The organism is Bradyrhizobium sp. UBA2491, from assembly GCF_002341725.1.
Taxonomy (GTDB): Bacteria; Pseudomonadota; Alphaproteobacteria; order Rhizobiales; family Xanthobacteraceae; genus Bradyrhizobium.
In genome coordinates, this window is record NZ_DDOP01000065.1 from 81503 (window position 1) to 105190 (window position 23688).

The window sequence follows — 23688 nt, forward strand, 5'->3', positions numbered from 1 at the left end:
CCCGAAGGGCGAAGCGTGGTGGAGCCAGGCGGGATCGAACCGCCGACCTCTTGCATGCCATGCAAGCGCTCTCCCAGCTGAGCTATGGCCCCTTAGTCCAGTTTGGGCGGACCCCTCAGGATTCTGCCCGGCCTCCGGGTCCTAGGCGACTCCGGAGGATGCACCGTTGATCACAGATCGGCGGCGATCTCAAGTCTCTTCGTCGCCTCCGACGTCACCAATGATGTCGGTGACGTCCTCATCGCCCTCTTCCTCGTCGGCGATGAAGGTCGAATCGTCGTCATCATCGTCATCGATGGTCTCATCGACCTCGATATCGTCCTCGGATTCGGGAACCTGCGCCTTGACCTTGCCGGTGTTCTCCTCGGCATCGGCCTCCTCGAGCGAGACCATTTCTTCCGCCTCGGCGGGCTCCGGCATGTCGGCGGCGGTCGCGGGCGAATTGACGGTGGCGCCACGGCCCCGCGGCGGCGCGACGGGCGCGATCGGCACGACCTCACCGGTGTAGGGTGAAATCACCGGATTCTTGTTGAGGTCGTAGAACTTCTTGCCCGTGGTCGGGCAAATGCGCTTGGTTCCGAGCTCGGACTTGGCCAACGTGGTCATCCCAGAATTTTGCTGAAAAACGGTGCTTCACTTGGCTAGTTGAGGAGCCGCTGTCAATAGCGGTTTGCGCGCAAGTGACGGGCGCGTGACGCGGTGTTGCCCATGTGATACCTGCCGCGGCGCGAGAGGACACGATCTTGGCCCATTCTGACACCCCCACCCCGCTGGAATCGCGCGCTTGCGGCCCCCTGGCCGGCAAGGTCCGCGTTCCCGGCGACAAGTCGATTTCCCACCGCGCCCTGATCCTGGGGGCGCTTTCGGTCGGCGAAACCCGCATTTCCGGCCTTCTGGAGGGCGAGGACGTCCTCAATACCGCGAAATCCATGCGCGCGCTGGGCGCCAAGGTGGAGCGCACGGCGCCGTTCACCTGGTCGGTCGCAGGCGTCGGCGTCGGCGGCTTCGCCCAGCCCGCCGGCCCGCTCGATTTCGGCAATTCGGGCACCGGCTGCCGGCTGGTGATGGGCGCGGTGGCGGGCTGTCCGATCGCGGCCGTCTTCGACGGCGATGCCTCGCTGCGGTCGCGGCCGATGCGCCGCATCCTCGATCCGCTCGAGCTGATGGGCGCCCGCACCAGCGATATCAAGGAGGGCGGCCGGCTGCCGCTCACCCTGCATGGCGCCCGCTATCCGGTGCCGATCGTCTACAAGACCCCGGTCGCCTCGGCCCAGATCAAGTCGGCGGTGCTGCTGGCCGGCCTGTCCGCGCCCGGCATCACCACGGTCATCGAGCAGGAAGCGAGCCGCGACCACACCGAGTTGATGCTGAAGCATTTCGGCGCCGAGATCACGTCGGAGAAGGAAGGCAGCCACGGCCGCAGGATCACGCTGAACGGCGAGCCCGAGTTGCATGGCGGCAATGTCGTGGTGCCGGCGGATCCATCTTCCGCGGCGTTCCCGATCGTGGCGGCCCTGATTGTCGAGGGGTCCGACGTGGTGTTTGCCGACGTCATGACCAACCCGCTGCGTACCGGCCTGTTCACCACGTTGCGCGAGATGGGCGCCTCGATCGAGGAGAGCGACGTGCGCGGCGATGCCGGCGAGCCGATGGCGCAGCTACGTGTGCGTGCCTCGAAGCTCAGGGGCGTCGAGGTGCCGCCGGAGCGCGCGCCGTCGATGATCGACGAATATCTGGTGCTCGCGGTTGCCGCCGCCTTCGCCGAAGGCACCACGATCATGCGCGGCCTGCAGGAGCTGCGGGTCAAGGAGTCCGACCGGCTCGAAGCGACCGCGGACATGCTGCGCGTCAATGGCGTCAAGGTCGAGGTCTCCGGCGACGATCTGATCGTCGAGGGCCGCGGCCATGTTCCGGGCGGCGGCCTGGTTGCCACCCACATGGATCATCGCATCGCGATGTCGGCGCTGGTGATGGGCTGTGCTGCGGATCAGCCGGTCAAGATCGACGACACCGGCTTCATCGCCACCAGCTTCCCGGATTTCATCCCGATGATGCGCACGCTCGGAGCCGACTTCGCATGATCATCGCCATCGACGGACCCGCCGCCTCCGGCAAGGGCACGCTCGGCAAGCGGCTTGCCCACCATTACGGCTATCGGCATCTCGACACCGGCGTGATCTACCGCGCGGTGGCCTATGCGATGATGGCGCAGGGCGCCGACCTCAACGATGAGGCGCTGGCGGTGGCCGTGGCACTCGAGCTCGACCCCGAGAAATTCGGCAATCCGATCCTGAAGACCCAGAAGGTCGGCGAGGGCGCATCCGTCGTCTCGGCCTTTCCCAAGGTGCGCGAGGCGCTGGTCAGCTTCCAGCGCCAGTTCGCCGCCGATCCGCCCGGTGCGGTGCTGGATGGGCGCGACATCGGCACCGTGATCTGCCCCGACGCCGACGTGAAGATCTTCGTGGTCGCCGATCCCCAGGTGCGGGCACGCCGGCGCACGCTGGAGGCCCGGGCCCGCGGCGAGGACGCCGACGAGGCGGCGGTGCTCGCCGACATTCTCAAGCGCGACGAACGGGACCAGAACCGCACCGTTGCGCCGTTGCGGCCGGCCCCCGACGCCCACACCCTGGACAATTCCAACCTCGACATCGAGGCCGGGGTCCGCGCCGCCATCGCCATCGTCGAGGCCGCGCGCGCCAGGCGCTAGGGTGCCGGCGCGAAAACGCCCTTTCGGCCCGAAAACCCAGCAAAATGGGGCATTTCCTGCTTGCCGAAAGCAGGCCTCAGGGCTATATCAGCGCCGTTCGGACCACCATCGACCATGTCGAGGCCGTGTCTGAGCGGGCCGGCGCCGGGTTTGAGCCATCCTCAAGCAAAACTGACGCCGCATCTGGAGGAACGCCCGCTCCCAGGTCTTGCAGTCGATATTTTCGCTTCAGGCTCCGGACTATCAAACGTACCGAGCGTGCAGTTTTACTGCCGGCCCGCTGTTGCACCTCCCGCAACGAGCGGTCGTCAGGGTTTGCGGAACCCTGACACTTCACGCGCGGTGCGCCCATCAACCCGAACGGCCGGCGAGATCCCGCACCTGGAGAACAAATGGTTTCGAATTCTGCGTCTTCCTATTCCCCGACCCGCGACGATTTCGCGGCGATGCTTGATGAGTCCTTTGCCGGCGGCAATTTGCAGGAAAGCTCGGTCATCAAGGGCAAGGTTGTTGCGATCGAGAAAGACATGGCCGTCATCGACGTCGGCCTTAAGACCGAAGGCCGCGTCGCGCTGCGCGAATTCGCTGGCCCCGGCCGTGAAAGCGATCTGAAGGTCGGCGACACCGTCGAGGTGTTCCTCGACCGTATCGAGAATGCGCTCGGCGAAGCCGTGCTGTCGCGCGACAAGGCGCGCCGCGAGGAAAGCTGGGGCAAGCTCGAGAAGGCGTTCCAGAACAACGAAAAGGTCAACGGCGTCATCTTCAACCAGGTCAAGGGCGGCTTCACGGTCGACCTCGACGGTGCGGTGGCCTTCCTGCCGCGCTCGCAGGTCGACATCCGTCCGATCCGCGACGTTGCGCCGCTGATGAACAACTCGCAGCCGTTCCAGATCCTCAAGATGGACCGCCGCCGCGGCAACATCGTGGTGTCGCGCCGCACGGTTCTCGAGGAGACCCGCGCCGAGCAGCGCCAGGAGCTGGTGCAGAACCTCGAAGAAGGTCAGGTGATCGACGGCGTGGTCAAGAACATCACCGATTACGGTGCGTTCGTTGATCTCGGCGGCATCGACGGCCTGCTGCACGTGACCGACATCGCCTGGCGCCGCGTCAACCACCCGACCGAGGTGCTGACCATCGGCCAGACCGTGAAGGTCAAGATCATCAAGATCAACCACGAGACGCACCGCATCTCGCTGGGCATGAAGCAGCTGCTGGATGATCCGTGGCAGGGCATCGAAGCCAAGTACCCGCTGGGTGCCCGCTTCACCGGCCGCGTCACCAACATCACCGACTACGGCGCGTTCGTCGAACTCGAGCCGGGCATCGAAGGCCTGATCCACGTCTCCGAGATGTCGTGGACCAAGAAGAACATGCACCCCGGCAAGATCGTTTCGACTTCGCAGGAAGTCGAAGTGCAGGTGCTGGAAGTGGATTCGGTCAAGCGCCGCATCTCGCTCGGTCTCAAGCAGACCATGCGCAATCCCTGGGAAGTCTTCGTCGAGAAGTTCCCGGTCGGCTCGGTGGTCGAAGGCGAGGTCAAGAACAAGACCGAGTTCGGTCTGTTCCTCGGCCTCGACGGCGATGTCGACGGCATGGTCCATCTCTCCGACCTCGACTGGAAGCTTCCGGGCGAGCAGGTCATCGACAACTTCAAGAAGGGCGACATGGTCAAGGCCGTGGTGCTCGACGTCGATGTCGAGAAGGAGCGGATCTCGCTCGGCGTCAAGCAGCTCGAAGGCGACCCCTTCGCCGAGCCGGGCGACGTCAAGAAGGGCGCGGTCGTGACCTGCGAAGTGCTCGAAGTGAAGGAAAGCGGCATCGAGGTCCGGATCTCGGGCACCGAGTTCACCACCTTCATCAAGCGCTCCGAACTGGCCCGCGATCGCAACGACCAGCGCGCCGAACGCTTCGCCGTCGGCGAGAAGGTCGATGCCCGCGTCATCCAGTTCGACAAGAAGGCCCGCAAGGTGCAGGTGTCGATCAAGGCGCTCGAAGTCGCCGAAGAGAAGGAAGCCATCGCCCAGTACGGCTCCTCCGATTCGGGTGCGACACTCGGCGACATCCTCGGCACCGCGCTCAAGAATCGCGGCAACGACAAGTAAGCGTTGGCTCATCCGACGCGATCGATCAGGCCCCGGCGCAAGCCGGGGCCTTTTTGTTTGAGGCCGTGCGCAGCAATACCGGAGCCCGTAGCCCCCGTTGGCTCCATCCGGGCTGTGGTTTCACTACGAACGTAGCGCCTGCGGCGAGCCTTGTTTTCTTCATATTGCGTCGCAATTGATGTATCTGGCTAAGCTGATAGTGACGCTGTGACTGCAAAACGCGGGTTGCGCGCTGACCATCCCTGGAGAGATCGGATGTCGCTGGATTCGGACGTGATCGTCGACCGCCGCCGTATCAGGCGCAAGCTGACATTCTGGCGTGTCGCCGCTGCGGTGATCGCGATCGTGGCGATCGTCGGCGTCGGTGTGATCGCCGCCGGCGGGCGTGGCGCCTTCTCGACGTCGAACGCGATCGCGCGGATCAATATCGAAGGGCTGATCCGCAGCGACCAGGAGCGCGTCGAGGCGCTGGAGCGGCTCGGCAAGTCGAGCTACGCGGCGGTTGTCGTGCACATCAATTCGCCCGGTGGCACCACCGCGGGCTCCGAGCAGCTCTACGACTCGCTGATGCAGCTGAAGGCGAAGAAGCCGCTCGTCGTCGTGGTCGAGGGACTGGCTGCCTCCGGCGGCTACATCACGGCGATCGCGTCCGATCATATCGTCGCCCAGCAGACCTCGCTGGTCGGCTCGATCGGCGTGCTGTTCCAGTTTCCGAACGTTTCTGAATTGCTCAAGACCGTCGGCGTGAAGATGGAAGAAATCAAATCTTCACCGCTGAAGGCGGCGCCCAATGGTTTCGAGCCGACCAGCCCGGAGGCCCGCGCGGCGATCGATGGTCTGGTCAAGGACTCCTATGCATGGTTCCGTGGATTGGTGAAGGAACGGCGCGGCATGGACGACGCTCTTCTGGAGAAAGTCGCCGACGGGCGCGTCTTCACCGGCCGCCAGGCGGTCGATCTCAAGTTGATCGATCAGCTCGGCGACGAGAAGACCGCGATCGCCTGGCTGGTTGCGGAGAAGAAGGTCAAAAGCGACCTTCCGGTGCGCAATTACAGCCTTAATCCGCGATTCAGCGACCTGACCTTCCTGCGCACCGCAGCGTCGGTCACGCTCGATGCATTGGGCCTGGGCGCCATTGCGCGGCGGATCGAGCAGGGTGGCGTGGGTCAGGCGGTCGACCGGCTCGGGCTCGACGGCATGCTGGCGCTGTGGAGCCCGGCGGGAACCAACTGAACGATTGTCAAAGGCGTGTTCTCCGATGAATTCCCGCTCTGCGGGAATCGCCGCATGCCCCAATTGGGCTATTTGTCACGCGATTTCACGGCGCCCTAAATCGATTTAGCGTCTTGACAGTGCACGGCATTTTCACGGAAATGGTTCTCCGCAAGAGCCGGGATCCCATTTTCGATGATCAAATCCGAACTTGTTCAGCGTATCGCCGAGCACAACCCGCACCTCTATCAGCGGGATGTCGAGAACATTGTGAATGCGATTCTCGATGAAATCGTTGCGGCGCTGGCGCGTGGCGACCGCGTCGAACTGCGTGGTTTTGGCGCGTTCTCGGTGAAGCATCGCCCGGCGCGCGCCGGCCGCAATCCGCGCACCGGCGAGCACGTGCCGGTCGACCAGAAGAGCGTGCCGTTCTTCAAGACCGGCAAGGAAATGCGCGAACGCCTCAATCGCGACGTGACCGAGGCGGAAGCCTCCAAGATCGACGCGTCCAAGGCTGACGCTTAACAGGGCTGACGCGTCGCCGTTGCCGTGTTGCGGGTGATGCGCCCGTACTTTCTCCATCGCTGCGAGAGATGGTCATGCGAAAGTTCTTCACGGCAGTGGTCGTCATTCCGCTCGGACTGATCTTCCTGATCTTCGCGGTGGCCAACCGTCACTGGGTGACGGTGTCGTTTGATCCGTTCAACTCTGTGACGCCGACGGTTGCGGTCACACTGCCGCTGTTCGTCGTCATCATCGTCTCCGCGATCCTGGGCGTGATCGCGGGCGGCGTGGCGACCTGGTTCAAGCAGGGGCGCTGGCGTCGCGCGGCCCGCCAGCACGAGGCTGACGCCCGCCACGTTCGCGCCGAGCTCGCCGATCTCAGGGCGGCTGCCTCCCGGGACGACGCGCAGCGCCGCCCGGCTCCGGCCCAGCTCGGTTTTTACGGGCCCAACGGGCGAGACAAGCAGGGCGCGACGTTGTAGAACCCGCCCCGTCGGCACGCGGTTCATCCCGGTTCCGGCCGCCCAAAAGCCCGTTTTGAGACCCGTTTCGAGACCATGCCCCTGCTCGTCAAAATCTGCGGCCTGTCTACGCGCGAGACGCTCGACGTCGCGCTCGACGGCGGCGCGGACATGGTGGGGTTCGTGTTCTTTCCCCCGTCGCCGCGCCATATCAGCCTCGAGACCGCGCGCGAGCTCGGCAAACAGGCCAAGGGCCGCGCCGTGAAGGTCGCGCTGACCGTCGATACCGACGACGCGACGCTGGAAAATATCGTCGAGACGCTGCGGCCGGATATCCTGCAACTGCACGGCAAGGAGACCACGGCGCGGCTGCGCGACATCAAGCAGAAATTCGGCCTGCCACTGATGAAGGCGCTGCCGGTTGAGACCTCGGCCGATCTGGCGCCGCTGCCGGGCTATGCCAGCGTCGCCGACCGCATCCTGTTCGATGCCCGCGCGCCGAAGGATGCGACGCGGCCGGGCGGTCTCGGCGCGCCGTTCGATTGGCATGTGCTGGAACATCTCGATCTGGCGCTGCCTTACATGGTCTCTGGCGGGCTCAACGCCGGCAATGTCGCTGAGGCCGTCCGGGTCACCCGTGCCGGCGGCGTCGACGTCTCGTCGGGCGTCGAGAGCGTGCCCGGCGTCAAGGATCCCGAGCTGATCCGCGCCTTCATCCGCGCCGCGCGCGCAACCCAAGAACTGATGGTTCGATGAATCAAAACCTGCCCAATTCCTTCCGCAGCGGTCCCGACGAGCGCGGGCATTTCGGCATTTTCGGCGGACGCTTCGTCGCGGAAACGCTGATGCCGCTGATCCTCGACCTGGAAAAGGCCTATGCCGACGCCAAGGCCGATCCGGCGTTCCAGGCCGAGATGAACGTCTATCTGAAGGACTATGTCGGCCGGCCGTCGCCGCTGTATTTCGCCGAACGGCTCACCGAGCATCTCGGTGGCGCCAAGATCTATCTGAAGCGCGAGGAGCTCAACCACACCGGCTCGCACAAGGTCAACAACGTGCTCGGCCAGATCATGGTCGCGCGCCGCATGGGCAAGAAGCGCATCATCGCCGAGACCGGCGCCGGCCAGCATGGCGTGGCGACGGCGACGCTGTGCGCGCGGTTCGGACTCGAATGCGTGGTCTACATGGGCGCGGTCGATGTCGAGCGGCAGCAGCCGAACGTGATCCGCATGGAGATGCTGGGCGCCAAGGTGGTCCCGGTGCAGTCCGGCGCGCGCACGCTGAAGGACGCGATGAACGATGCGCTGCGCGATTGGGTCACCAACGTGCACAACACCTTCTATTGCATCGGCACGGTCGCGGGCCCGCACCCCTATCCGATGATGGTGCGCGATTTCCAGTCGATCATCGGCAACGAGACGCGCACACAGATGCATGACGCCGAAGGCCGCCTGCCGGACTCGCTGATCGCCTGCATCGGCGGCGGCTCCAACGCGATGGGCCTGTTCCATCCGTTCCTCGACGATCCCTCGGTCGAGATCTTCGGGGTCGAGGCGGCCGGCCACGGGCTGACGCAGCTGCATGCGGCCTCGCTCGCCGGCGGGCGTCCCGGCGTGTTGCACGGCAACCGCACCTATCTGTTGATGGACGCCGACGGCCAGATCGAGGAAGCGCATTCGATCTCGGCCGGCCTCGACTATCCCGGCATCGGCCCCGAGCACGCCTGGCTGCACGAGACCGGCCGCGTGAAGTATCTCTCGGCGACCGACGAGGAAGCGCTGGCCGCGTTCCAGCTGCTGTCGCGGCTCGAAGGCATCATTCCCGCGCTGGAATCCGCGCATGCGATCGCGAAATTGTCCGAACTCGCGCCGCAGCGGCCGAAAGATCACCTGATGGTGGTCAATCTCTCGGGCCGTGGCGACAAGGACGTGCCGCAGGTCGGCGACATCTTGAAGGCGAGGCAGAAGTGAGGGGCTGGATGCGCTTCTCTCACCTCTCCCCGTCGGGGAGAGGTCGGCTGCGCAGCAGCCGGGTGAGGGGTCTCTCCAATCATTCGAACCGCAGCGACGTTTCGATCATCTCGAGCACACCCTCGAGATTCTCGTACACATCGGTGTTGGTAACCCGCACGACGAGAAAGCCGCAAGCTTCGAGGACTTTGGTCCTGGCTTCGTCGCGTTTCAGCTCTGATGACGTGGAGTGTGTTACGCCGTCGACTTCCACGATCAGTTTGCCGTCGAGCGTGACGAAATCGACGACGTATCGGTCGATCGGATGCTGGCGACGGAATTTCCATCGCGCTAGCCTACGATTGCGCAGTGCTTGCCAAAGCTTCGCTTCGGCGTTTGTCTGCGACGCGCGGAGGCTTCGCGCTCTTGCCTTGAACCGCTCCATCCCCCTCACCCGGCTGCTACGCAGCCGACCTCTCCCCGGAGGGGAGAGGTATAGCACAGCGACTGTCACACTATGACCACCCGTATCGACGCACGTTTCGCCGAGCTGAAGCAGCAGGGCCGCTCCGCCTTCGTCACCTTCGTGATGGCCGGCGACCCCGACCCGAAAACTTCGCTCGACATCCTCAAGGCGCTGCCGAAGGCCGGCGCCGACGTCATCGAGATCGGCATGCCGTTCACCGATCCGATGGCCGACGGCCCGTCGATCCAGGCGGCCGGGCTGCGCGCGCTCAAGGGCGGCATGACGCTGAAGAAGACGCTCGCGATGGTCCGCGACTTCCGCAAGGAGGACAACGCCACTCCGATCGTGCTGATGGGCTATTACAATCCGATCTACATCTACGGCGTCGACAGCTTCCTGGCCGATGCCAAGACCGCCGGCGTCGATGGCCTGATCATCGTCGACCTGCCGCCGGAGGAAGACACCGAGCTCTGCATCCCCGCGATCAAGGCCGGGCTGAACTTCATCCGGCTGGCGACGCCGACCACCGACGACAAGCGGCTGCCGGCGGTGCTCGCCAACACCTCGGGCTTTGTCTACTACGTCGCGGTCACCGGAATCACCGGCAGCGCCGCGGCCGATTCGAAGGTCGTTGGAGCGGCCGTGGCGCGCATCAAGCGGCACACCGCGCTACCGGTCTGTGTCGGCTTCGGCATCCGGACGCCGGATGTGGCGCGTGCGATTGCCGAGAGCGCCGATGGCTCCGTGGTCGGCACCGCGCTGGTCGACGCCCTGAAGGGCAGCCTCGATGCCGAGGGCCGCGCGACGCCGAAGACCGTGAGCGCGGTCGCGGACCTGGTGTCCGCGCTGGCCCAGGGGGTCCGGGGCGCCAAGCAGGCCGCTGAATAAGCCACATTTTGCGGCAACAAGGCCGCAGACGGCGGCTTGCCGGGTTCGCCCGGCCCGCCATATATCCAGCTGATGCGGGACCGACCCGCATTTCGGAGCGAACCATGAACTGGCTCACCAACGTCGTCCGGCCGAAGATCCGCAACATCCTGCGTCGCGAGACGCCGGAGAATCTCTGGATCAAGTGCCCGGATTCCGGACAGCTCGTGTTCTACAAGGACGTCGAGGCCAACCAGTTCGTGATTCCCGGCTCGAACTACCACATGCGCATGGGCGCGGTGGCGCGGCTGAAGTCGATCTTCGACAACGAGACCTGGTTCGATGTCGCGCTGCCCGAGGTGACGGCCGATCCGCTCAAGTTCCGCGACGAGCGCAAATATGTCGACCGCATCAAGGATGCACGGACCAAGACCGGGCTGAACGACGCGGTCAAGGTCGGCTACGGCAAGCTCGAAGGTGCCGGCGTCGTGGTCGCGGTGCAGGATTTCGACTTCATGGGCGGCTCGCTCGGCATGGCCGCCGGCGAGGCGATGGTGCGCGGGCTCGAGCTCGCGGTCGAGAAGAAATCACCCTTCATCGTGTTCGCAGCATCCGGCGGTGCGCGGATGCAGGAAGGCATCCTATCGCTGATGCAGATGCCGCGCACCACGGTCGGCGTGCAGATGCTGCGCGAGGCGCGCCAGCCCTATATCGTGGTGCTGACCAATCCAACCACCGGCGGCGTCACCGCCTCCTATGCGATGCTCGGCGACGTCCAGATCGCCGAACCTGGCGCGCTGATCGGCTTTGCCGGCGCGCGCGTGATCGAGCAGACCATCCGCGAGAAGCTGCCGGAAGGCTTTCAACGTGCCGAATATCTGCGCGAGCACGGCATGGTCGACATGGTCGTGCATCGCCACGACATGAAGGCGACGCTGGCGCGGCTGTGCCGCCTGTTCACCAAATCGCCGGCGCTGGAAACCGCATCGAAGCCCGCAACACCGGTCAACGAGCCGGCCCAGATCGTCACGGCGCCGGAGACGGTGCCGGCCGCGCCGCACGCGTGACCGCAGGCGCCGCCCCATCGCAGGCCCCGTTCGAGGCGTTGATCGCGCGGATATCGGCGCTGCATCCGAAGCGCATCGATCTCAGCCTCGATCGGATGCGCGGCCTGATGGAGCGGCTCGATCATCCCGAGCGCAAGCTGCCGCCGGTGATCCATGTCGCCGGCACCAACGGCAAGGGCTCGACGGTCGCCTATCTGCGCGCGATCCTGGAAGCATCGGGCCTGCGGGTGCACGTTTTCACCTCGCCCTATCTGGTGCGGATCAACGAATGCTACCGGCTCGGCGCGGTCGGCGGCGGCAAGCTGGTCGGCGACGACGAGCTGCGCGCGACATTCGAGCATTGCGAGCGCATCAACGCCGGCAATCCCATCACCATTTTCGAGATGGAAACCGCGGTCGCGTTCTGCCTGTTCGCCAAGCATCCGGCCGATGTCGTGCTGCTCGAGGTCGGCCTCGGCGGCCGGCTGGATTCGACCAATGTGGTCGAGACGCCGCTGGCTTCGGTGATCACGCCGGTCAGCATGGACCACATGGAATTCCTCGGCGACACGCTGGCCCTGATCGCCGGGGAGAAGGCCGCGATCATCAAGCGCAAGGTGCCGGTGGTGTGCGCCGAGCAGGCGCCCGATGCGATGGCAGTGATCGAGGCGGAGGCGCACCGCATGCGGGCGCCGCTGCATGCCGCCGGCCAGCAATGGCATGTCGGCGTCGAGCGCGGCCGGCTGGTCTATCAGGACGAACGCGGCCTGATGGATCTCGCCGCGCCAAAACTGTTCGGCCGGCATCAGTTCGACAATGCCGGCCTTGCGATCGCGACGTTGCGCGCGATCGAGACGTTCAAGCTCAATATCGCCGCCTTCGAGGCCGGTATCGTCAATGCGGAATGGCCGGCGCGGATGCAGCGGCTGGTCTCCGGCACGCTGGTCTGCCAGGGGCCGCAGGGCTCCGAGGTCTGGCTCGATGGCGGCCACAATGCCGAGGGCGGCCGGGTTGCGGCCGCCGCGCTCGGCGATCTCGAGGAGCGCGTGTCGCGGCCGCTGGTCGTGATCGCAGGCATGATGGCCAACAAGGATGCCGGCGCATTCCTCGCCAATTTCGCCGGCTTGACCCGCCACATCATCGCGGTCCCGGTGCCCGGCCGCGACAACGGCATGGCGCCGGAGAAGCTTGCCGATGCCGCGCGCGCGCTCGGCATGCGTGTCGAGATCGCACCCGGCGTCGACGCCGCGCTGCAACGGCTCGCGATGCTGGCCTATGAGGTGCCGCCGCGCATCCTGATCACCGGCTCATTGTATCTGGCCGGCCCCGTGCTTGCGGCCAACGGCACGCCTCCTGCATAAGTGGTCGCGCGTCCCGGATGCGGTGCGCATGTGGGAGGACGAGACATCATGCGATTTGCTGCGATCGCCGACATTCACGGCAATCATCTCGCGCTCGAAGCGGTGCTCGCCGACATTCGCGCGCAGGGCATTTCCGACATCGTCGATCTCGGCGACATGGTGAGCGGCCCGCTCGACGCGCGGCCGACCATCGATAGGCTGATGGCGCTCGATGCGGTCCATCTGCTCGGCAATCACGACCGCTATCTGATCGATCGCCCGCACGAGAAGATGGGCTCCTGGGAGCGGCGAACCTACACCCAGCTCGCGCCGGCGCATTTCGATTGGCTGCGCACGCTGCCGGCGCATGCGGTCTATCGCGACGAGGTCTTCCTCTGTCACGCGACACCGCAGGATGACGAGACCTACTGGCTCGACACCGTGCTGCCGGGCGGCGAGGTGCTGATGTCTCCGCTGGAAGCGATCGCAGCGAAAGCGGCCGGCGTGACGCAGTCGCTGATCCTGTGCGCGCACACGCATCTCGCGCGCGTGGTGCGGCTTGGCGACGGCCGGCTGATCGTCAATCCCGGCAGCGTCGGCTCGCCTGGCTACCGCGCCGGCAAGCCGCATCCGCATGTCGTGGAAGCCGGCTCGCCCGATGCGCGCTACGCCATCCTCGAACAGATCGATGGCGACTGGGACGTGACCTTCCGCCATATCCCCTACGACCACGCCGCGATGGCGGCGCTGGCACGGCGCAATGGCGAGGCCGAACTCGCCTCGGCGCTCGCGACCGGATGGATCAGGTAAAACAAAACGGCCGGCTTTCGCCGGCCGTGTCGCAAATCAGCTAATTCAAACCGGGTCAGACCGCAGCGGTGATCCACTGCTGTAGCTTCGCCTTCGGCGCAGCGCCGACCTGACGGGACGCCATCTCGCCGCCCTTGAAGATCATCAGGGTCGGGATCGACATCACGCCATACTTCGACGCGGTCTTCGGGCTCTCGTCGACGTTGAGCTTCACGATCTTGACCTTGTCGCCCATCGCGCCGGAAATCTCATCGAGCGCGGGCGCGATCATGCGGCAGGGGCCGCACCATTCGGCCCAGAAGTCGACGACCACCGGCCCGGTCGCCTTGAGCACCTCGGCTTCGAAATCGGCGTCAGAAACCTTGCCAACGGCCATGGGAGTACCTCGTTCAGTTGAGACAAAAGGGCGCCGCGGAGAATCGCGCCCGGGAGCATGGGGCAAACGTATGAACGCCCCCTTGCCGGGTCAAGCTTGCTCACGCCGACATGACCTTATGCCAGCCCGGCGTCCAGCGCGGAGGCGGAAATCTCCATCATTTCAGGGGTTTCGGTCCAGAGCAGGGCGGCGTGGATGATCCGTTGGGGATAAAGCTTCGCCAGTACCGCACGGTACAGCGCGAGCTGCCGGATATAGCCCCTGGGGGCCTCGGCGGCGGTCTTCGGCGGGGTGTGGTTGGTCTTGAAATCGACGATCAGGACCTCATTCGGGGTCACCACCAGCCGGTCGATCTGGCCCGAGACCAGCGCCTTGGGCTGTCCCGGCCGCTCCAGCCGGCCCACGATCGACACCTCGGCACGGCTGCCGGGGGCAAATACCGGCGCGAAGCGCAGATCGACGGTGAGGGCGACCACTTGCCGGGCCAGCGCCGCGCGCTCGTCCTCGCTCCAGCCATCGGCGTTGCGACCGAGATAGCCGAGCGCTGCGCCGAGCCGCCGCTCCAGGGCGATGTCGGGCAGCGATTGCAGCAGGCGATGCACCAGCGTGCCGCGTTGCAGGGCGCGGGCGCGCAACAGCACCGATTCGCCTGATCGTATCTTGTGGCCGTCGTCATCGGCGGGATCGGACGGACGCAGCACGCCCGCGGCGGCCGCTTCAGGGGCGGCTGCGGTGCGCAGCCAGGACGGCAGCGCAATCGACGCTGTGGCTGCCGTCGCAGGTGCGCCGGTGAGGTCGCCCGCGTCATCCGGCCGCGAATAGCGCATCACCTTGCCGGCCGGCGTCTCCAGTTCCTCGAGCCTGAGCCCGGCATTGGCGAGACCCTTGGTGATCAGATCGTACCAGGAGGATTTCCGCACCGTGTTCATGTTGCCGGGCATGCAGCCGCCGACGATGAGGCGGTCGGCGGCGCGGGTCATCGCGACATAGAGCAGGCGGCGATATTCGTCCTCGGTGTCGCCGAGCATCGCCTTGCGCGCGTCGGCGACGGCGGGCGGATCCTCGGCCTTCTTGCCGGCCCACACCACGACGCCGGGTGCGTTCGGCGCGGCATTGCCCTGCGGCAGGTGGATCAGCCGCAGCCGCTGGGTATCCGATGGCGAGGTCGTGGTGTCGACCAGGAACACCACCGATGCTTCGAGGCCCTTGGCGCCGTGCACGGTCATGACGCGGACCTCGTCGCGCGAGATCTCCATGTCGCGCTTCACCTCGGTATCGGCGGCGCGCAGCCAGGCGATAAAGCCTTGCAGCGAGGCCGGCGCCTTGCGCTCATAGCTCAGCGCGAGTTCGAGGAACTCGTCGAGCGCGTCATTGGCCTCGTGGCCGAGCCGGCGCAGCATGCGGGCCCGCCCGCCGTCGCCGCCGAGCAGCCAGGCATAGAACGCGAACGGCGTCTCCTGGGTGAAGCGACGTTCGCAGTGTTCGAGCCGCCGCAGCGCGGCCGCAAATCGCTCGTCGGTCGCGGCCTGCGCGGCCAGGGCCGCGCGCAGCGAGCCGCGGCGCTGATACGCAAGCTTGAACAGATCGTCGTCGTCGAGGCCGAACAGCGGGCTCTTCAGCGCCACCGCGAGCGCGAGATCGTCCTGCGGCAGCAGCAGCGCGTCGGCGAGGTGCATCAAATCGATGATCGCGATGTGCTCGGTCAGCTTCAGCCGGTCGGCGCCGGCGACCGGAATGCCCGCGTGCTTCAGCGCCTGGATCACCGCGTCGAAGGCGTTGCCGCGCCGCCGCACCAGGATCAGCATGTCGCCATAGCGCAACGGCCGCCGCCCGCCGGCGCTGCCGGTCATGGTGCCGCTGGTGACTAGGCGCTTGATCTCGGCCTGGATGCGCCGCGCCAGCTTCACCTCGGGGCTGGTCATCGCGACGCCGTCGAACGGCGCGCGCCAGCCTTCGATGTCCTGGCGGTCGTCGGCAACAGCGAGGTCCCACAACTCGATCAGGCTGGGGCCGGCGTCAGTCATCGCGTTGTGGATCGGATAGCCGTTCTCCACCGCATGGATGCTGCGGAAGATCTCCTGCTCGCGGAACACGTGATCGACCGAATGCAGGATCACCGGCCCGGAGCGGAACGAATAGGTGAACGATACCGGATCGAATTTCAGCCCGGCCTCCTCGAACCGCCGCTTCAGCTCGCGCCGGCGCAGGTCGAATTCGCGTGGCGCCGCGCCCTGGAACGAGAAGATCGACTGCTTCTCGTCGCCGACCGCAAACACCGTGCGCACCAGGCCGTCGCGCGCGCCGGCACCGGAGGTGAACTCCGAGATGATATGCGCGACGATGTCCCATTGCCGCGGGCTGGTGTCCTGGGCCTCGTCGATCAGCACGTGATCGACGCCGCGGTCGAGCTTGTAATGCACCCAGCCCGACGAGACGCGGTCGAGCATCGCGAGCGTCTTGTCGATCAAATCGTCATAGTCGAGCAGGCCGCGCTCCAGCTTCTCGCGCCGGTAATGCGCCGCCGCCGCGGTCGCGATATGGATCAGCGCCTCGGTGCGGTCGCGCGCCACCACCGCACGGCGCCGTTCGATCAACGGGCCGAGGCGATCGATCTCGGCCTCGAACCTGTTGCCCGCGACCGCATTCTTCTTGATGAAATTGTTGGTGATGACGGAGGCGCGCGGCGCGCGGTCGTCGGTCAGGAAAACGCCGAGATATTCGTCGACCTGCGCCGCGCCGGTGAAGGTCAGCGCCGCCCGCAACCGCTCGGCCTGCTTCTGATCCGCCTTGCTGCTGGTGTCGAGCAGCGTCGCCATCTCCTTCCAGCTCGATCGCGGCAGGTTCGGCCCGTCGACGATCTCGCGCTCGACGTCCTCGATCCGATCCTCGGTGGAAACGCCGAGCGCCGCCGACATCTGCGCGGCGGCGGCCGTGGCGTTGCCGGCGGCATCGGTCCAGGCCATGAAATGGTCGCGGCTGAGGCAGGCCTCGCGGACCACCTCCTTGAAGGTGACGTCGGCAGCATTCGCCATCGCCGTGCGCAACGCGCGGCCGATCGCACTGTCGGGAATCCGCGACGCCTCCAGGAACACGGCGAGATTGGCGCGCTCCATCATCTCGTTCTGGTCGCGGTCGTCGAGCACGGCGAAGCGCGCCGGCACGTTGGCCTCGAACGGGAATTGTTGCAGCAGCCGGGTGCACAGCGCGTGGATGGTCTGCACCTTCAGGCCGCCGGGCGTCTCCAGCGCGCAGGCAAACAGTTTTCGTGCCTCGCGCCGCAGCGAAGCGGATGGATGGGCGATGCCGGCCTCGCGGATTGCGGCATCGAGACCTGTGTCATCGAGCGTCACCCAATGGCCGAGCGTCGTGAACACGCGCTCGGCCATGTTGGCCGCGGCAGCCTTGGTGAAGGTGATGCAGAGGATCTTCTCCGGCGGCACGCCCGACAGCAGCAGGCGGATCACGCGCTGCACCAGCACATGGGTCTTGCCCGAGCCGGCATTGGCCGACACGAAGGTCGAGGCCTTCGGATCGGACGCGCGCGCCTGCGCGTCGCGCACCGCGGGCGGGATAGGGCGGGGCGCCTTCACCATTCCTCGATCCCCAGGCCACCGGCGGCGGACCATTCCTTGATCCGCGCAAGGTCGTCATAGGCGCCGTAGCGGTTCGCCCACATCGAGAGGTTCAGCGAGGTGTAGGCCTGGTTCTCGTCGTCGAAGGCGCGGATCAGGGCTTCCAGCTTGCGCCGCGCGCTGTCGGCGGCCTCATCGGGCGGCTGCGGCGTGTCGCTGGTCTTGATCTTCAATTCCAGCGAACGCTGCTCGCCCGGCGGATTGTTGCCGCTCAGCCTGACATAGACGAGGTCGCCGACCGAAGAGTCGGCCGCAATGTCGGCGAAGCCGCCCTCGCGCAGGATCGCGGCCTCCAGCGTCAGCTGCGGCGACAGCCCCATGCGCACCTGTTTGCCGGTCGGCGGCTGGCCGGTCTTGTAGTCGAGGATCGCAAAGCTGCCGTCGTCGCGCCGCTCGATGCGATCGGCACGTGCGGAGAGCACAAATGTCCTGGCATCGTCGAGCGGAATGCCGATCTCGCCGCGGATCTCGGCCTTGATGGCGTCGATGCCGCCGCGCCGCGCCTGCTCCCATTCGGCGAACCACGCCGCGATGCGCTGGAAGCGTGGCCACCACAGCGCGCGCGCCTCCGGCCGCTCCATCAGCGGCGCAAAATGCTTGGCCCCGATGTCGCGCAACGCGCTCTTGATGTCGTCAGGCAGCGCGTCGGCGTAAACCTGCGTGAATTCACCGAGCGATTCGTGGATCGCGGAGCCGCGATCCGCCGCCGACAGCGGCATGTCGACGGGATCGAGTGGATCGAGCTTGAGGATATAGCGCGCGTAAATCGTGTAGGGGTCGCGCAGCCAGTCCTCGATCGCGGTAACCGACATCTTCAGCGGCCGCGCCTCGCGCGGCGGCCGCGGCTCCGGCTGCGGCATCGGCTCGACCTTGTCGGGCCGGTCGAGCTCGGCGGCATATTGCACGTAAGTTTCGCCGGCCGATGTCGCGGCCTTCCAGCGCGCTTCGCCCGCCACCGCTTCGAGCCGGTGCAGGAAGCGCGAGGCGACCGCCGGCGCGCCGCCGACCTTGGCGGCATGGGTGAGGATCACCTCGTCATGGCCGAGCAGTTGCGCGAAGTCGTGCGCGGACAGGCCGATGCGCCGTTCGGGAAGATCGAGCCCGAGCTCGTGCCGCATCGGCCGGCTCAGCCAGGGATCGATCCGCGGCGCCGGCGGCCAGACGCCCTCGACCAGGCCGCCAAGGATGACGCGATCGGATTCGGTCAGACGGGCCTCGAGCTGACCGAAGATGTTGAGCTGCGCGCGCGCCGATTCCGGCCGCCGCACCATGCGGTCGGCGAACGCCGTCTGGAACACCTCGGGATAATCCGACAGCGGAGTCATCAGCCCGCTCGGCTGTTGCTTGGCGAGCAGCTCGTCGAAGGCAGAGGCCAGCGCCGCGCCGGCGCGCTCCTCGAACACGATGGCGACGCCGTTATGGTCGGCCGACAGCGCGATCAGCGCCTCGCGGTGGCGCGCCGCCAGCTCGGCGAAATCATGTTGTTTCGACGACGCCATGCGTTCGAGCGGCGCCAGCGCCGCCTGCAATCTGGTGATCAGGTCCTCGGCCTGATTGAGCTCGTTGTCGCGCAGCCGGGCGCGCGGCTCCATCGCGTGCAGCGACGAGATCTCGCCGCCATGCAGCTTGACCAGCTCGGCGCGGAAGCGCGCGAAGTCGCGCGCAAGTCCGCCGGTCCCCGGTTGCGGTCGCGTGCCGCGCAGCAGCGCGATTTCCAGCACCTCGATCGCACGCCTGAGCGTCCCATGCGCGCCGCCGAGCCGGAACAGCGGATGCTTGAGCAGAGCGAGCAAGGTCGGCGGCTCCAGCCCCTTGGCGGCAGCCTCCGCGGCGAGGCGGGCGAACACGCCGGCCGGCGTTTCCATCAGCGCGTCGCCGCCGGAATCGTCGAACTCCAGCTTCCAGCGCGTCAGCGAAGCCATCACGCGGCGCGCCAATGCGCGATCCGGCGTCACCAGCGCGGCTGACTTGCCGAGATGCCGGGCTTCGCGCATCGCGACCGCGATCGCGAGCGCCTCCATTTCCGGATTAGGCGCCTCGACCACGGTGAGGTTGGTCATCCCGGCGGCAATCCGCGCCACGATCTCGGGCCTTTCGAGCCGGTCGTGCCACTGCGCGGTCGCGGTCGACGGACGCATCGTCTCCGACACCAGCACCTCGCGGCCGAGCGGCGCGGGGGCGGCAAGGCTCTCGACATCGCGGCGCTTGATGCCGAAGCGGTCGAGCAAGGCGTGCATCGCGAATTGCGGATGGTTCGACGACGGCGGCAGGGTGAAGCGGCCATCGTCGCCGTGCTCGCCGCCGATCGTGTCCCAGGACGCTTCGTCGAGATCGGTGTCGAGCCCGGGCAGCACCACGGCGCCGTTCGGCAGCTTCGCTACGACGTGGAGGAATTTGGCGGTCGCCGGCATCGAGCCGGTCGAACCGGCCGCAATCACCGGACCTGCGTGATGCGCGGCGAGCCGCGCCGCTTCCGCCTCGATCAGAATATCGCGCCGCGCCGCGGGCTCGATCCGGCCGATTTCCTTGAGGTAGTTCGGCCAGGCGTCGCGGGCGATGCGCAGGAAGTCGAGCGAATGCTGCCAGTATCTGTCGAGCTGGTCCGGCACCAGGCGGTCGAGCGCGCGCCAGTCGACGCCGCGCGTCACCATGTCGTCCATCAGCCGCGCCAGGTCGCCGGCGAGTTGCAAGGTCGAGGCCGGGCCGCCGACCACCAGCGGCGCCGACACCGGCGTCTTGGCCCAGGCGGCAACCAGATGCGCCAAGGTCAGCCGCCGCTCGAGCTCGCCGAGCCGAGGCGGAATCTCCAGCGGCGCGGCGCCGCCGACATCGTCGGTCTGGTCGGCGAAAGCCAGCTCGTCCTCGTCGATGTCGCCGAGCGCGACGATGCGCGGCAGCACCGCGGCATCGGAATCGAGCACGTCGAGGAAGATTTCGCGCGCCAGCCGGCCGGCGCGGCGGGTCGGCAGATACAGCGTCGCGTTGGCGAGCTTGGCCGGATCGTTGCGCGCCTCGAATCCCGCAACCAGCCGGCCATCGACCAACGCCGAGATGACGGTGCGCAGGAATGGCACGGAAACGGGAACGCTGAAAACGCGCATGAGCTGCCTGATTCGATCAGGCGCCAATATAGGGAGCGGCGGCCATCGTTCGCCACCCCTGTCGATCATCCGTCACCGCTCAACACCGCAGCCGGCCGGCGCAGCGATCGACCGCATCCAGGAACCAGCGCAGCGCCGGATCGTCAGCGGCGCGGCTGGTATGGATCAGGTCGATGGCGAAGGGTGGGATCTCGATCGGCGGCGCGACGATGGCGATGTCGGCGAGCTGCGTGAAGCGCCGGGCGATGCGTTCGGCCATGGTGGCGATCAGATCGGTGCCCGCGACGCTGAACGGAACGGCCACCACATGCGCAAGCGTCACGGCGAGCCGCCGCTTCAGCCCATGCCGCGCCAGCAGCGCGTCGATCACGCTCGGCAGGCCGTCGCCGCCGGCCGCCGAGAACAGCGCGTGCGGCAGGCCGGCATAGTCTTGCAGGCTCAGGCGTTCCGATGGGCTGGCGCGCGCCGCGTCGCGGATGCAGACATAGCGCTCCTCGAACAGCCGCTGCCGGACACAGCGCGGTGAGTCCGGCAGATGGCCACCGATCAGCGCGTCGAGTTCGGCGCGCTCGAGTTTCGCCAGGGCCACGGTCGGATCGGTGAGCGGACGCACGGCAAGGTCGATACCCGGCGCCTCCATGCGCAACAGGCGGGTCAGTTCCGGCACCAGCACGAGATCGCCGTAGTCGGTCGCGGCAATGCTGATGCGCCTGCGCGCCGTGGCCGGATCGAAGCCCTGATCCGGTGCCAGCGCGCCCCGGATCTGCCGCAGCGCCTCGCCGATCGGCCCGGCCAGCGCCAATGCCTTTTCGGTCGGCTGCATGCCGGCGCCCGCGCGCAGGAACAATTCGTCGGCAAACAATGCGCGCAGCCGCCGCAGCGCGCTGCTCATCGATGGCTGGGCCAGGCCGATCCGCTCGGCTGCCCTGGTGACGTGGCGTTCCTCCATCAGCGCCTCGAAGGCGACCAGCAAATTGAGATCGACGGCGGCTAAATTCATATAAGCAATAATGGTCATGGAAATAATCGATTTCAACAATGATTTGGCCGCGCCTATAGCTCTGGTCATGACGACAGGGCGGCAGGATCAGGGACGATCATTCGCAAGGCTGATGCCGCGCGGGCCGACCTTGCTGATCGTCGGCGTGATGGCCGGACTGGCCTTTCCTGTCCTGGCCGACAGCATGCGCCCGCTGATGGCGGCGGCGATCTTCGTCCTGGTGCTCGGTACCTTCCTCCAGGTCGATGGCGCGGCGTTCCGTCGTGCGCTGCGGCGGCCGCTGGTCTGGCTGCTGCTGCCGGCGCTCGCGATGCTGGTCTGTCCGCTCGCGATCGGCTTCGCCGCGCGCGGTGCCGGGCTGCCGACCGAACTGGTCGTCGCGCTGGTGCTGTCGGTCTGCGCGCCGCCGTCGAGCGGCACCGCGGCGGTGGCGCGGATGCTTGGCTTCGATGGCACCGTGCCGCTTGCCGTGACGCTGCTGTCGATGGCGCTGGCGCCGGTCACCGTGCCGTTGATCGCGGCGGGATTTGCCGGTCTCGCGCTCGATCCGCTGGCGCTCGCCGCCCGGCTGGCGCTGCTGCTCGGCAGTGCGAGCGCGCTGGCGTTGCTGCTTCGCCGTCAGGCCGGCGCGCAACTGGCGCGGCATTCGCGCATCATCGACGCGTTCGTACTCGCCTCGCTGCTGCTGTTTGCGATCTCCACCATGGCCGGGGTGCGTGCGCAGATCGCAGCACAGCCGCGTGCCGCAGCCATCTGTGTCGGCCTTGCCCTCGCCTGCAATCTTGCGCTGCAAGTGCTTGGCGCGGTGCTCACGCCGGGCTCTCTGGCCGAACGGCTCACCGCGGGGCTCATTCTCGGCAACCGCAATGTCGGGCTGGTCTGGTCGGCGATGGGCGCAGCGGCTTCGCCGATGACGACGCTGTTCTTCGCCGCGACGCAGTTTCCGATCTATATTGCACCGCGCCTGATCGAGATGCTGGTTCGGCGCGAGGAGAGCTCCTCACCATGACCGCAACGTCCCTGACCGAACAGCTCGCGGTTCGTTTCGCCCGCATCGCGCTCGGCCATGTCGGTCGCGAATATCCGAACAAGCCGGATCACGTGCTGGCCGGGCCGCAGGATGCGCGCACGCCGCGCGACCTGCATCCGGTGTTCTTCGGCAGCTATGACTGGCACTCCTGCGTCCACAGCTACTGGATGCTCGCCCGGCTGCTGCGGCGCTATCCGTCATCGGACGTCGCGGACGAGATCCGCGCGTTGTTCGATGCACAGTTCGTCGCCGAGAAGATCGCGGTCGAATGCGCCTATCTCGCGGCCCCGACCGCACGCGGCTTCAAGCGCCCGTATGGCTGGGGCTGGTTGCTGAAGCTCGCGGCCGAACTCTGGCTGTTCGATGAGACGCGGTGGCGCGCGCGGATCGCTCCACTCGCCGGGATTTTCGCGCAGCGCTTTCGCGATTTCCTGCCGCTCGCGACCTATCCGGTGCGGGTCGGCACCCATTTCAACACCGCCTTTGGGCTGCGCATGGCGGCCGACTACGCCACCGCGACGAAGGACGATGCGTTCGGCGCGCTGCTGCGCGAGACGGCGCTGCGCTGGTATGGCGCCGATCGGGACTGCCCCGCCTGGGGCGAGCCGAGCGGCGACGATTTCCAATCGTCTGCGCTGATCGAAGCGGAGTGCATGCGGCGACTACTATCGCCCAGCGATTTCCTGCCCTGGTTCGACCGCTTCCTGCCGCGCCTGGCGCAGCACGAGCCCGCAACCTTGTTCCACCCCGCGACGGTCACCGATCGCACCGACGGCAAGCTTGCGCATCTCGATGGGCTCAATCTCAGCCGTGCATGGTGCTGGCGCGCCCTGGCCGCCGCATTGCCTGAAGCCGATGCGCGTCGCCCAATCCTGCGGGACGCCGCACGACACCACCTCGATGCAGGCCTGCCGCATATCGCCGGCGACTATATGGGCGAACACTGGCTGGCGAGTTTTGCAGTGCTCGCCATCGATGCTGATGAGTGACGCGACGGCGGATGAGATTCGGGTGAGCTTGGGCGGCGTCGAAAGTTCACCTCTCCCTTGGGAGAGGTCGATTTGCGTAGCAAATCGGGTGAGGGG

20 protein-coding genes and 1 tRNA gene are annotated in these 23688 nt (G+C 66.7%); 14 read left to right on the forward strand and 7 right to left on the reverse strand.

Annotated elements, in window-relative coordinates; all coding sequences use genetic code 11:
- Window positions 1–16: 16 nt before the first annotated feature.
- Window positions 17–92, reverse strand: a tRNA-Ala gene (locus B2W55_RS21625).
- A 97-nt stretch (window positions 93–189) separates the two neighbouring features.
- On the reverse strand, window positions 190–597 hold the full coding sequence (locus B2W55_RS21630) for a TIGR02300 family protein (protein WP_024584327.1): 408 nt from the start codon (window positions 595–597) through the stop codon (window positions 190–192).
- Between the two features lie 146 nt (window positions 598–743).
- On the opposite strand from B2W55_RS21630, the gene aroA reads away from it, so the two are divergent.
- The 8 genes from aroA (at window position 744) to trpB (ending at window position 8956) form a co-directional block, all read left to right on the forward strand.
- The gene (aroA, locus tag B2W55_RS21635; protein ID WP_024584328.1) at window positions 744–2081 is read left to right on the forward strand and encodes a 3-phosphoshikimate 1-carboxyvinyltransferase; all 1338 of its coding nucleotides are present in this window, start codon (window positions 744–746) and stop codon (window positions 2079–2081) included.
- Complete coding sequence (gene cmk, locus B2W55_RS21640; RefSeq protein ID WP_024584329.1) at window positions 2078–2707, forward strand: (d)CMP kinase; 630 nt, start codon at window positions 2078–2080, stop codon at window positions 2705–2707. Before aroA ends, cmk begins: the two co-directional genes overlap by 4 nt.
- Window positions 2708–3099: 392 nt before the next feature.
- Window positions 3100–4809, forward strand: coding sequence for a 30S ribosomal protein S1 (gene rpsA, locus B2W55_RS21645; RefSeq protein WP_024584330.1), 1710 nt, complete (start codon window positions 3100–3102; stop codon window positions 4807–4809).
- Window positions 4810–5064: 255 nt separating this feature from the next.
- Entirely contained in the window at window positions 5065–6042 is a 978-nt protein-coding gene (gene sppA / locus B2W55_RS21650; RefSeq protein ID WP_024584331.1) for a signal peptide peptidase SppA, read from the forward strand.
- 174 nt (window positions 6043–6216) lie between these two features.
- Window positions 6217–6546 (forward strand): integration host factor subunit beta, encoded by a 330-nt coding sequence (locus B2W55_RS21655; RefSeq protein ID WP_024584332.1) that lies wholly within the window; start codon window positions 6217–6219, stop codon window positions 6544–6546.
- A gap of 74 nt (window positions 6547–6620) precedes the next feature.
- The gene (locus B2W55_RS21660; protein WP_024584333.1) at window positions 6621–7007 is read left to right on the forward strand and encodes a LapA family protein; all 387 of its coding nucleotides are present in this window, start codon (window positions 6621–6623) and stop codon (window positions 7005–7007) included.
- A 75-nt stretch (window positions 7008–7082) separates the two neighbouring features.
- The gene (locus B2W55_RS21665) at window positions 7083–7742 is read left to right on the forward strand and encodes a phosphoribosylanthranilate isomerase (protein WP_024584334.1); all 660 of its coding nucleotides are present in this window, start codon (window positions 7083–7085) and stop codon (window positions 7740–7742) included.
- Window positions 7739–8956, forward strand: a complete 1218-nt coding sequence (gene trpB / locus B2W55_RS21670) for a tryptophan synthase subunit beta (RefSeq protein WP_024584335.1) — start codon at window positions 7739–7741, stop codon at window positions 8954–8956. The genes B2W55_RS21665 and trpB overlap by 4 nt, the downstream gene beginning before the upstream one ends.
- Window positions 8957–9035: 79 nt before the next feature.
- On the opposite strand, the gene B2W55_RS21675 is transcribed toward trpB, so the two are convergent.
- A complete protein-coding gene (locus B2W55_RS21675; protein WP_024584336.1) occupies window positions 9036–9380 on the reverse strand; it encodes an endonuclease domain-containing protein in 345 nt (114 codons plus the stop codon).
- Window positions 9381–9452: 72 nt separating this feature from the next.
- On the opposite strand from B2W55_RS21675, the gene trpA reads away from it, so the two are divergent.
- The 4 genes from trpA to B2W55_RS21695 all read left to right on the forward strand — a co-directional run bounded on the left by trpA (window position 9453) and on the right by B2W55_RS21695 (window position 13464).
- Window positions 9453–10289: a tryptophan synthase subunit alpha gene (gene trpA, locus B2W55_RS21680; RefSeq protein WP_024584337.1), complete on the forward strand. Its 837-nt coding sequence runs from the start codon at window positions 9453–9455 to the stop codon at window positions 10287–10289.
- 104 nt (window positions 10290–10393) lie between these two features.
- Complete coding sequence (gene accD, locus B2W55_RS21685) at window positions 10394–11335, forward strand: acetyl-CoA carboxylase, carboxyltransferase subunit beta (RefSeq protein ID WP_024584338.1); 942 nt, start codon at window positions 10394–10396, stop codon at window positions 11333–11335.
- A 95-nt stretch (window positions 11336–11430) separates the two neighbouring features.
- Window positions 11431–12675, forward strand: a complete 1245-nt coding sequence (locus tag B2W55_RS21690; RefSeq protein ID WP_244442314.1) for a bifunctional folylpolyglutamate synthase/dihydrofolate synthase — start codon at window positions 11431–11433, stop codon at window positions 12673–12675.
- 48 nt (window positions 12676–12723) lie between these two features.
- Entirely contained in the window at window positions 12724–13464 is a 741-nt protein-coding gene (locus tag B2W55_RS21695) for a metallophosphoesterase family protein (protein WP_024584340.1), read from the forward strand.
- Window positions 13465–13519: 55 nt separating this feature from the next.
- Here the strand turns inward: B2W55_RS21695 and trxA are convergent, their stop codons facing one another.
- From trxA to B2W55_RS21715, 4 genes are all read right to left on the reverse strand, one after another.
- Window positions 13520–13840: a thioredoxin gene (gene trxA / locus B2W55_RS21700; protein WP_016847387.1), complete on the reverse strand. Its 321-nt coding sequence runs from the start codon at window positions 13838–13840 to the stop codon at window positions 13520–13522.
- 116 nt (window positions 13841–13956) lie between these two features.
- Window positions 13957–17433, reverse strand: a complete 3477-nt coding sequence (gene addA / locus B2W55_RS21705; RefSeq protein WP_024584341.1) for a double-strand break repair helicase AddA — start codon at window positions 17431–17433, stop codon at window positions 13957–13959.
- The gene (gene addB / locus B2W55_RS21710) at window positions 17427–20573 is read right to left on the reverse strand and encodes a double-strand break repair protein AddB (RefSeq protein ID WP_024584342.1); all 3147 of its coding nucleotides are present in this window, start codon (window positions 20571–20573) and stop codon (window positions 17427–17429) included. Before addB ends, addA begins: the two co-directional genes overlap by 7 nt.
- 79 nt (window positions 20574–20652) lie before the next feature.
- Window positions 20653–21591: a LysR family transcriptional regulator gene (locus B2W55_RS21715; RefSeq protein ID WP_244442312.1), complete on the reverse strand. Its 939-nt coding sequence runs from the start codon at window positions 21589–21591 to the stop codon at window positions 20653–20655.
- Window positions 21592–21640: 49 nt separating this feature from the next.
- Here B2W55_RS21715 and B2W55_RS21720 point away from each other — a divergent pair, with 49 nt between their 5' ends.
- Both B2W55_RS21720 and B2W55_RS21725 read left to right on the forward strand, forming a co-directional pair.
- Window positions 21641–22582: a hypothetical protein gene (locus tag B2W55_RS21720; protein WP_244442313.1), complete on the forward strand. Its 942-nt coding sequence runs from the start codon at window positions 21641–21643 to the stop codon at window positions 22580–22582.
- Entirely contained in the window at window positions 22579–23592 is a 1014-nt protein-coding gene (locus B2W55_RS21725; protein WP_024584345.1) for a DUF2891 domain-containing protein, read from the forward strand. Before B2W55_RS21720 ends, B2W55_RS21725 begins: the two co-directional genes overlap by 4 nt.
- Window positions 23593–23688 lie beyond the last annotated feature (96 nt).

What these genes read in the sequence shown, in the direction of transcription:
- B2W55_RS21720 (WP_244442313.1), top strand. Translation starts at nt 21,641, where the DNA reads ATGACGACAGGGCGGCAGGATCAGGGACGATCATTCGCAAGGCTGATG.
- B2W55_RS21715 (WP_244442312.1), bottom strand. Translation starts at nt 21,591, where the DNA reads ATGACCATTATTGCTTATATGAATTTAGCCGCCGTCGATCTCAATTTG.
- trpA (WP_024584337.1), top strand. Translation starts at nt 9,453, where the DNA reads ATGACCACCCGTATCGACGCACGTTTCGCCGAGCTGAAGCAGCAGGGC.
- trxA (WP_016847387.1), bottom strand. Translation starts at nt 13,840, where the DNA reads ATGGCCGTTGGCAAGGTTTCTGACGCCGATTTCGAAGCCGAGGTGCTC.
- B2W55_RS21725 (WP_024584345.1), top strand. Translation starts at nt 22,579, where the DNA reads ATGACCGCAACGTCCCTGACCGAACAGCTCGCGGTTCGTTTCGCCCGC.
- rpsA (WP_024584330.1), top strand. Translation starts at nt 3,100, where the DNA reads ATGGTTTCGAATTCTGCGTCTTCCTATTCCCCGACCCGCGACGATTTC.
- sppA (WP_024584331.1), top strand. Translation starts at nt 5,065, where the DNA reads ATGTCGCTGGATTCGGACGTGATCGTCGACCGCCGCCGTATCAGGCGC.
- addA (WP_024584341.1), bottom strand. Translation starts at nt 17,433, where the DNA reads ATGGTGAAGGCGCCCCGCCCTATCCCGCCCGCGGTGCGCGACGCGCAG.
- B2W55_RS21665 (WP_024584334.1), top strand. Translation starts at nt 7,083, where the DNA reads ATGCCCCTGCTCGTCAAAATCTGCGGCCTGTCTACGCGCGAGACGCTC.
- cmk (WP_024584329.1), top strand. Translation starts at nt 2,078, where the DNA reads ATGATCATCGCCATCGACGGACCCGCCGCCTCCGGCAAGGGCACGCTC.
- B2W55_RS21695 (WP_024584340.1), top strand. Translation starts at nt 12,724, where the DNA reads ATGCGATTTGCTGCGATCGCCGACATTCACGGCAATCATCTCGCGCTC.
- accD (WP_024584338.1), top strand. Translation starts at nt 10,394, where the DNA reads ATGAACTGGCTCACCAACGTCGTCCGGCCGAAGATCCGCAACATCCTG.
- B2W55_RS21655 (WP_024584332.1), top strand. Translation starts at nt 6,217, where the DNA reads ATGATCAAATCCGAACTTGTTCAGCGTATCGCCGAGCACAACCCGCAC.
- addB (WP_024584342.1), bottom strand. Translation starts at nt 20,573, where the DNA reads ATGCGCGTTTTCAGCGTTCCCGTTTCCGTGCCATTCCTGCGCACCGTC.
- trpB (WP_024584335.1), top strand. Translation starts at nt 7,739, where the DNA reads ATGAATCAAAACCTGCCCAATTCCTTCCGCAGCGGTCCCGACGAGCGC.
- B2W55_RS21690 (WP_244442314.1), top strand. Translation starts at nt 11,431, where the DNA reads ATGCGCGGCCTGATGGAGCGGCTCGATCATCCCGAGCGCAAGCTGCCG.
- B2W55_RS21675 (WP_024584336.1), bottom strand. Translation starts at nt 9,380, where the DNA reads ATGGAGCGGTTCAAGGCAAGAGCGCGAAGCCTCCGCGCGTCGCAGACA.
- B2W55_RS21660 (WP_024584333.1), top strand. Translation starts at nt 6,621, where the DNA reads ATGCGAAAGTTCTTCACGGCAGTGGTCGTCATTCCGCTCGGACTGATC.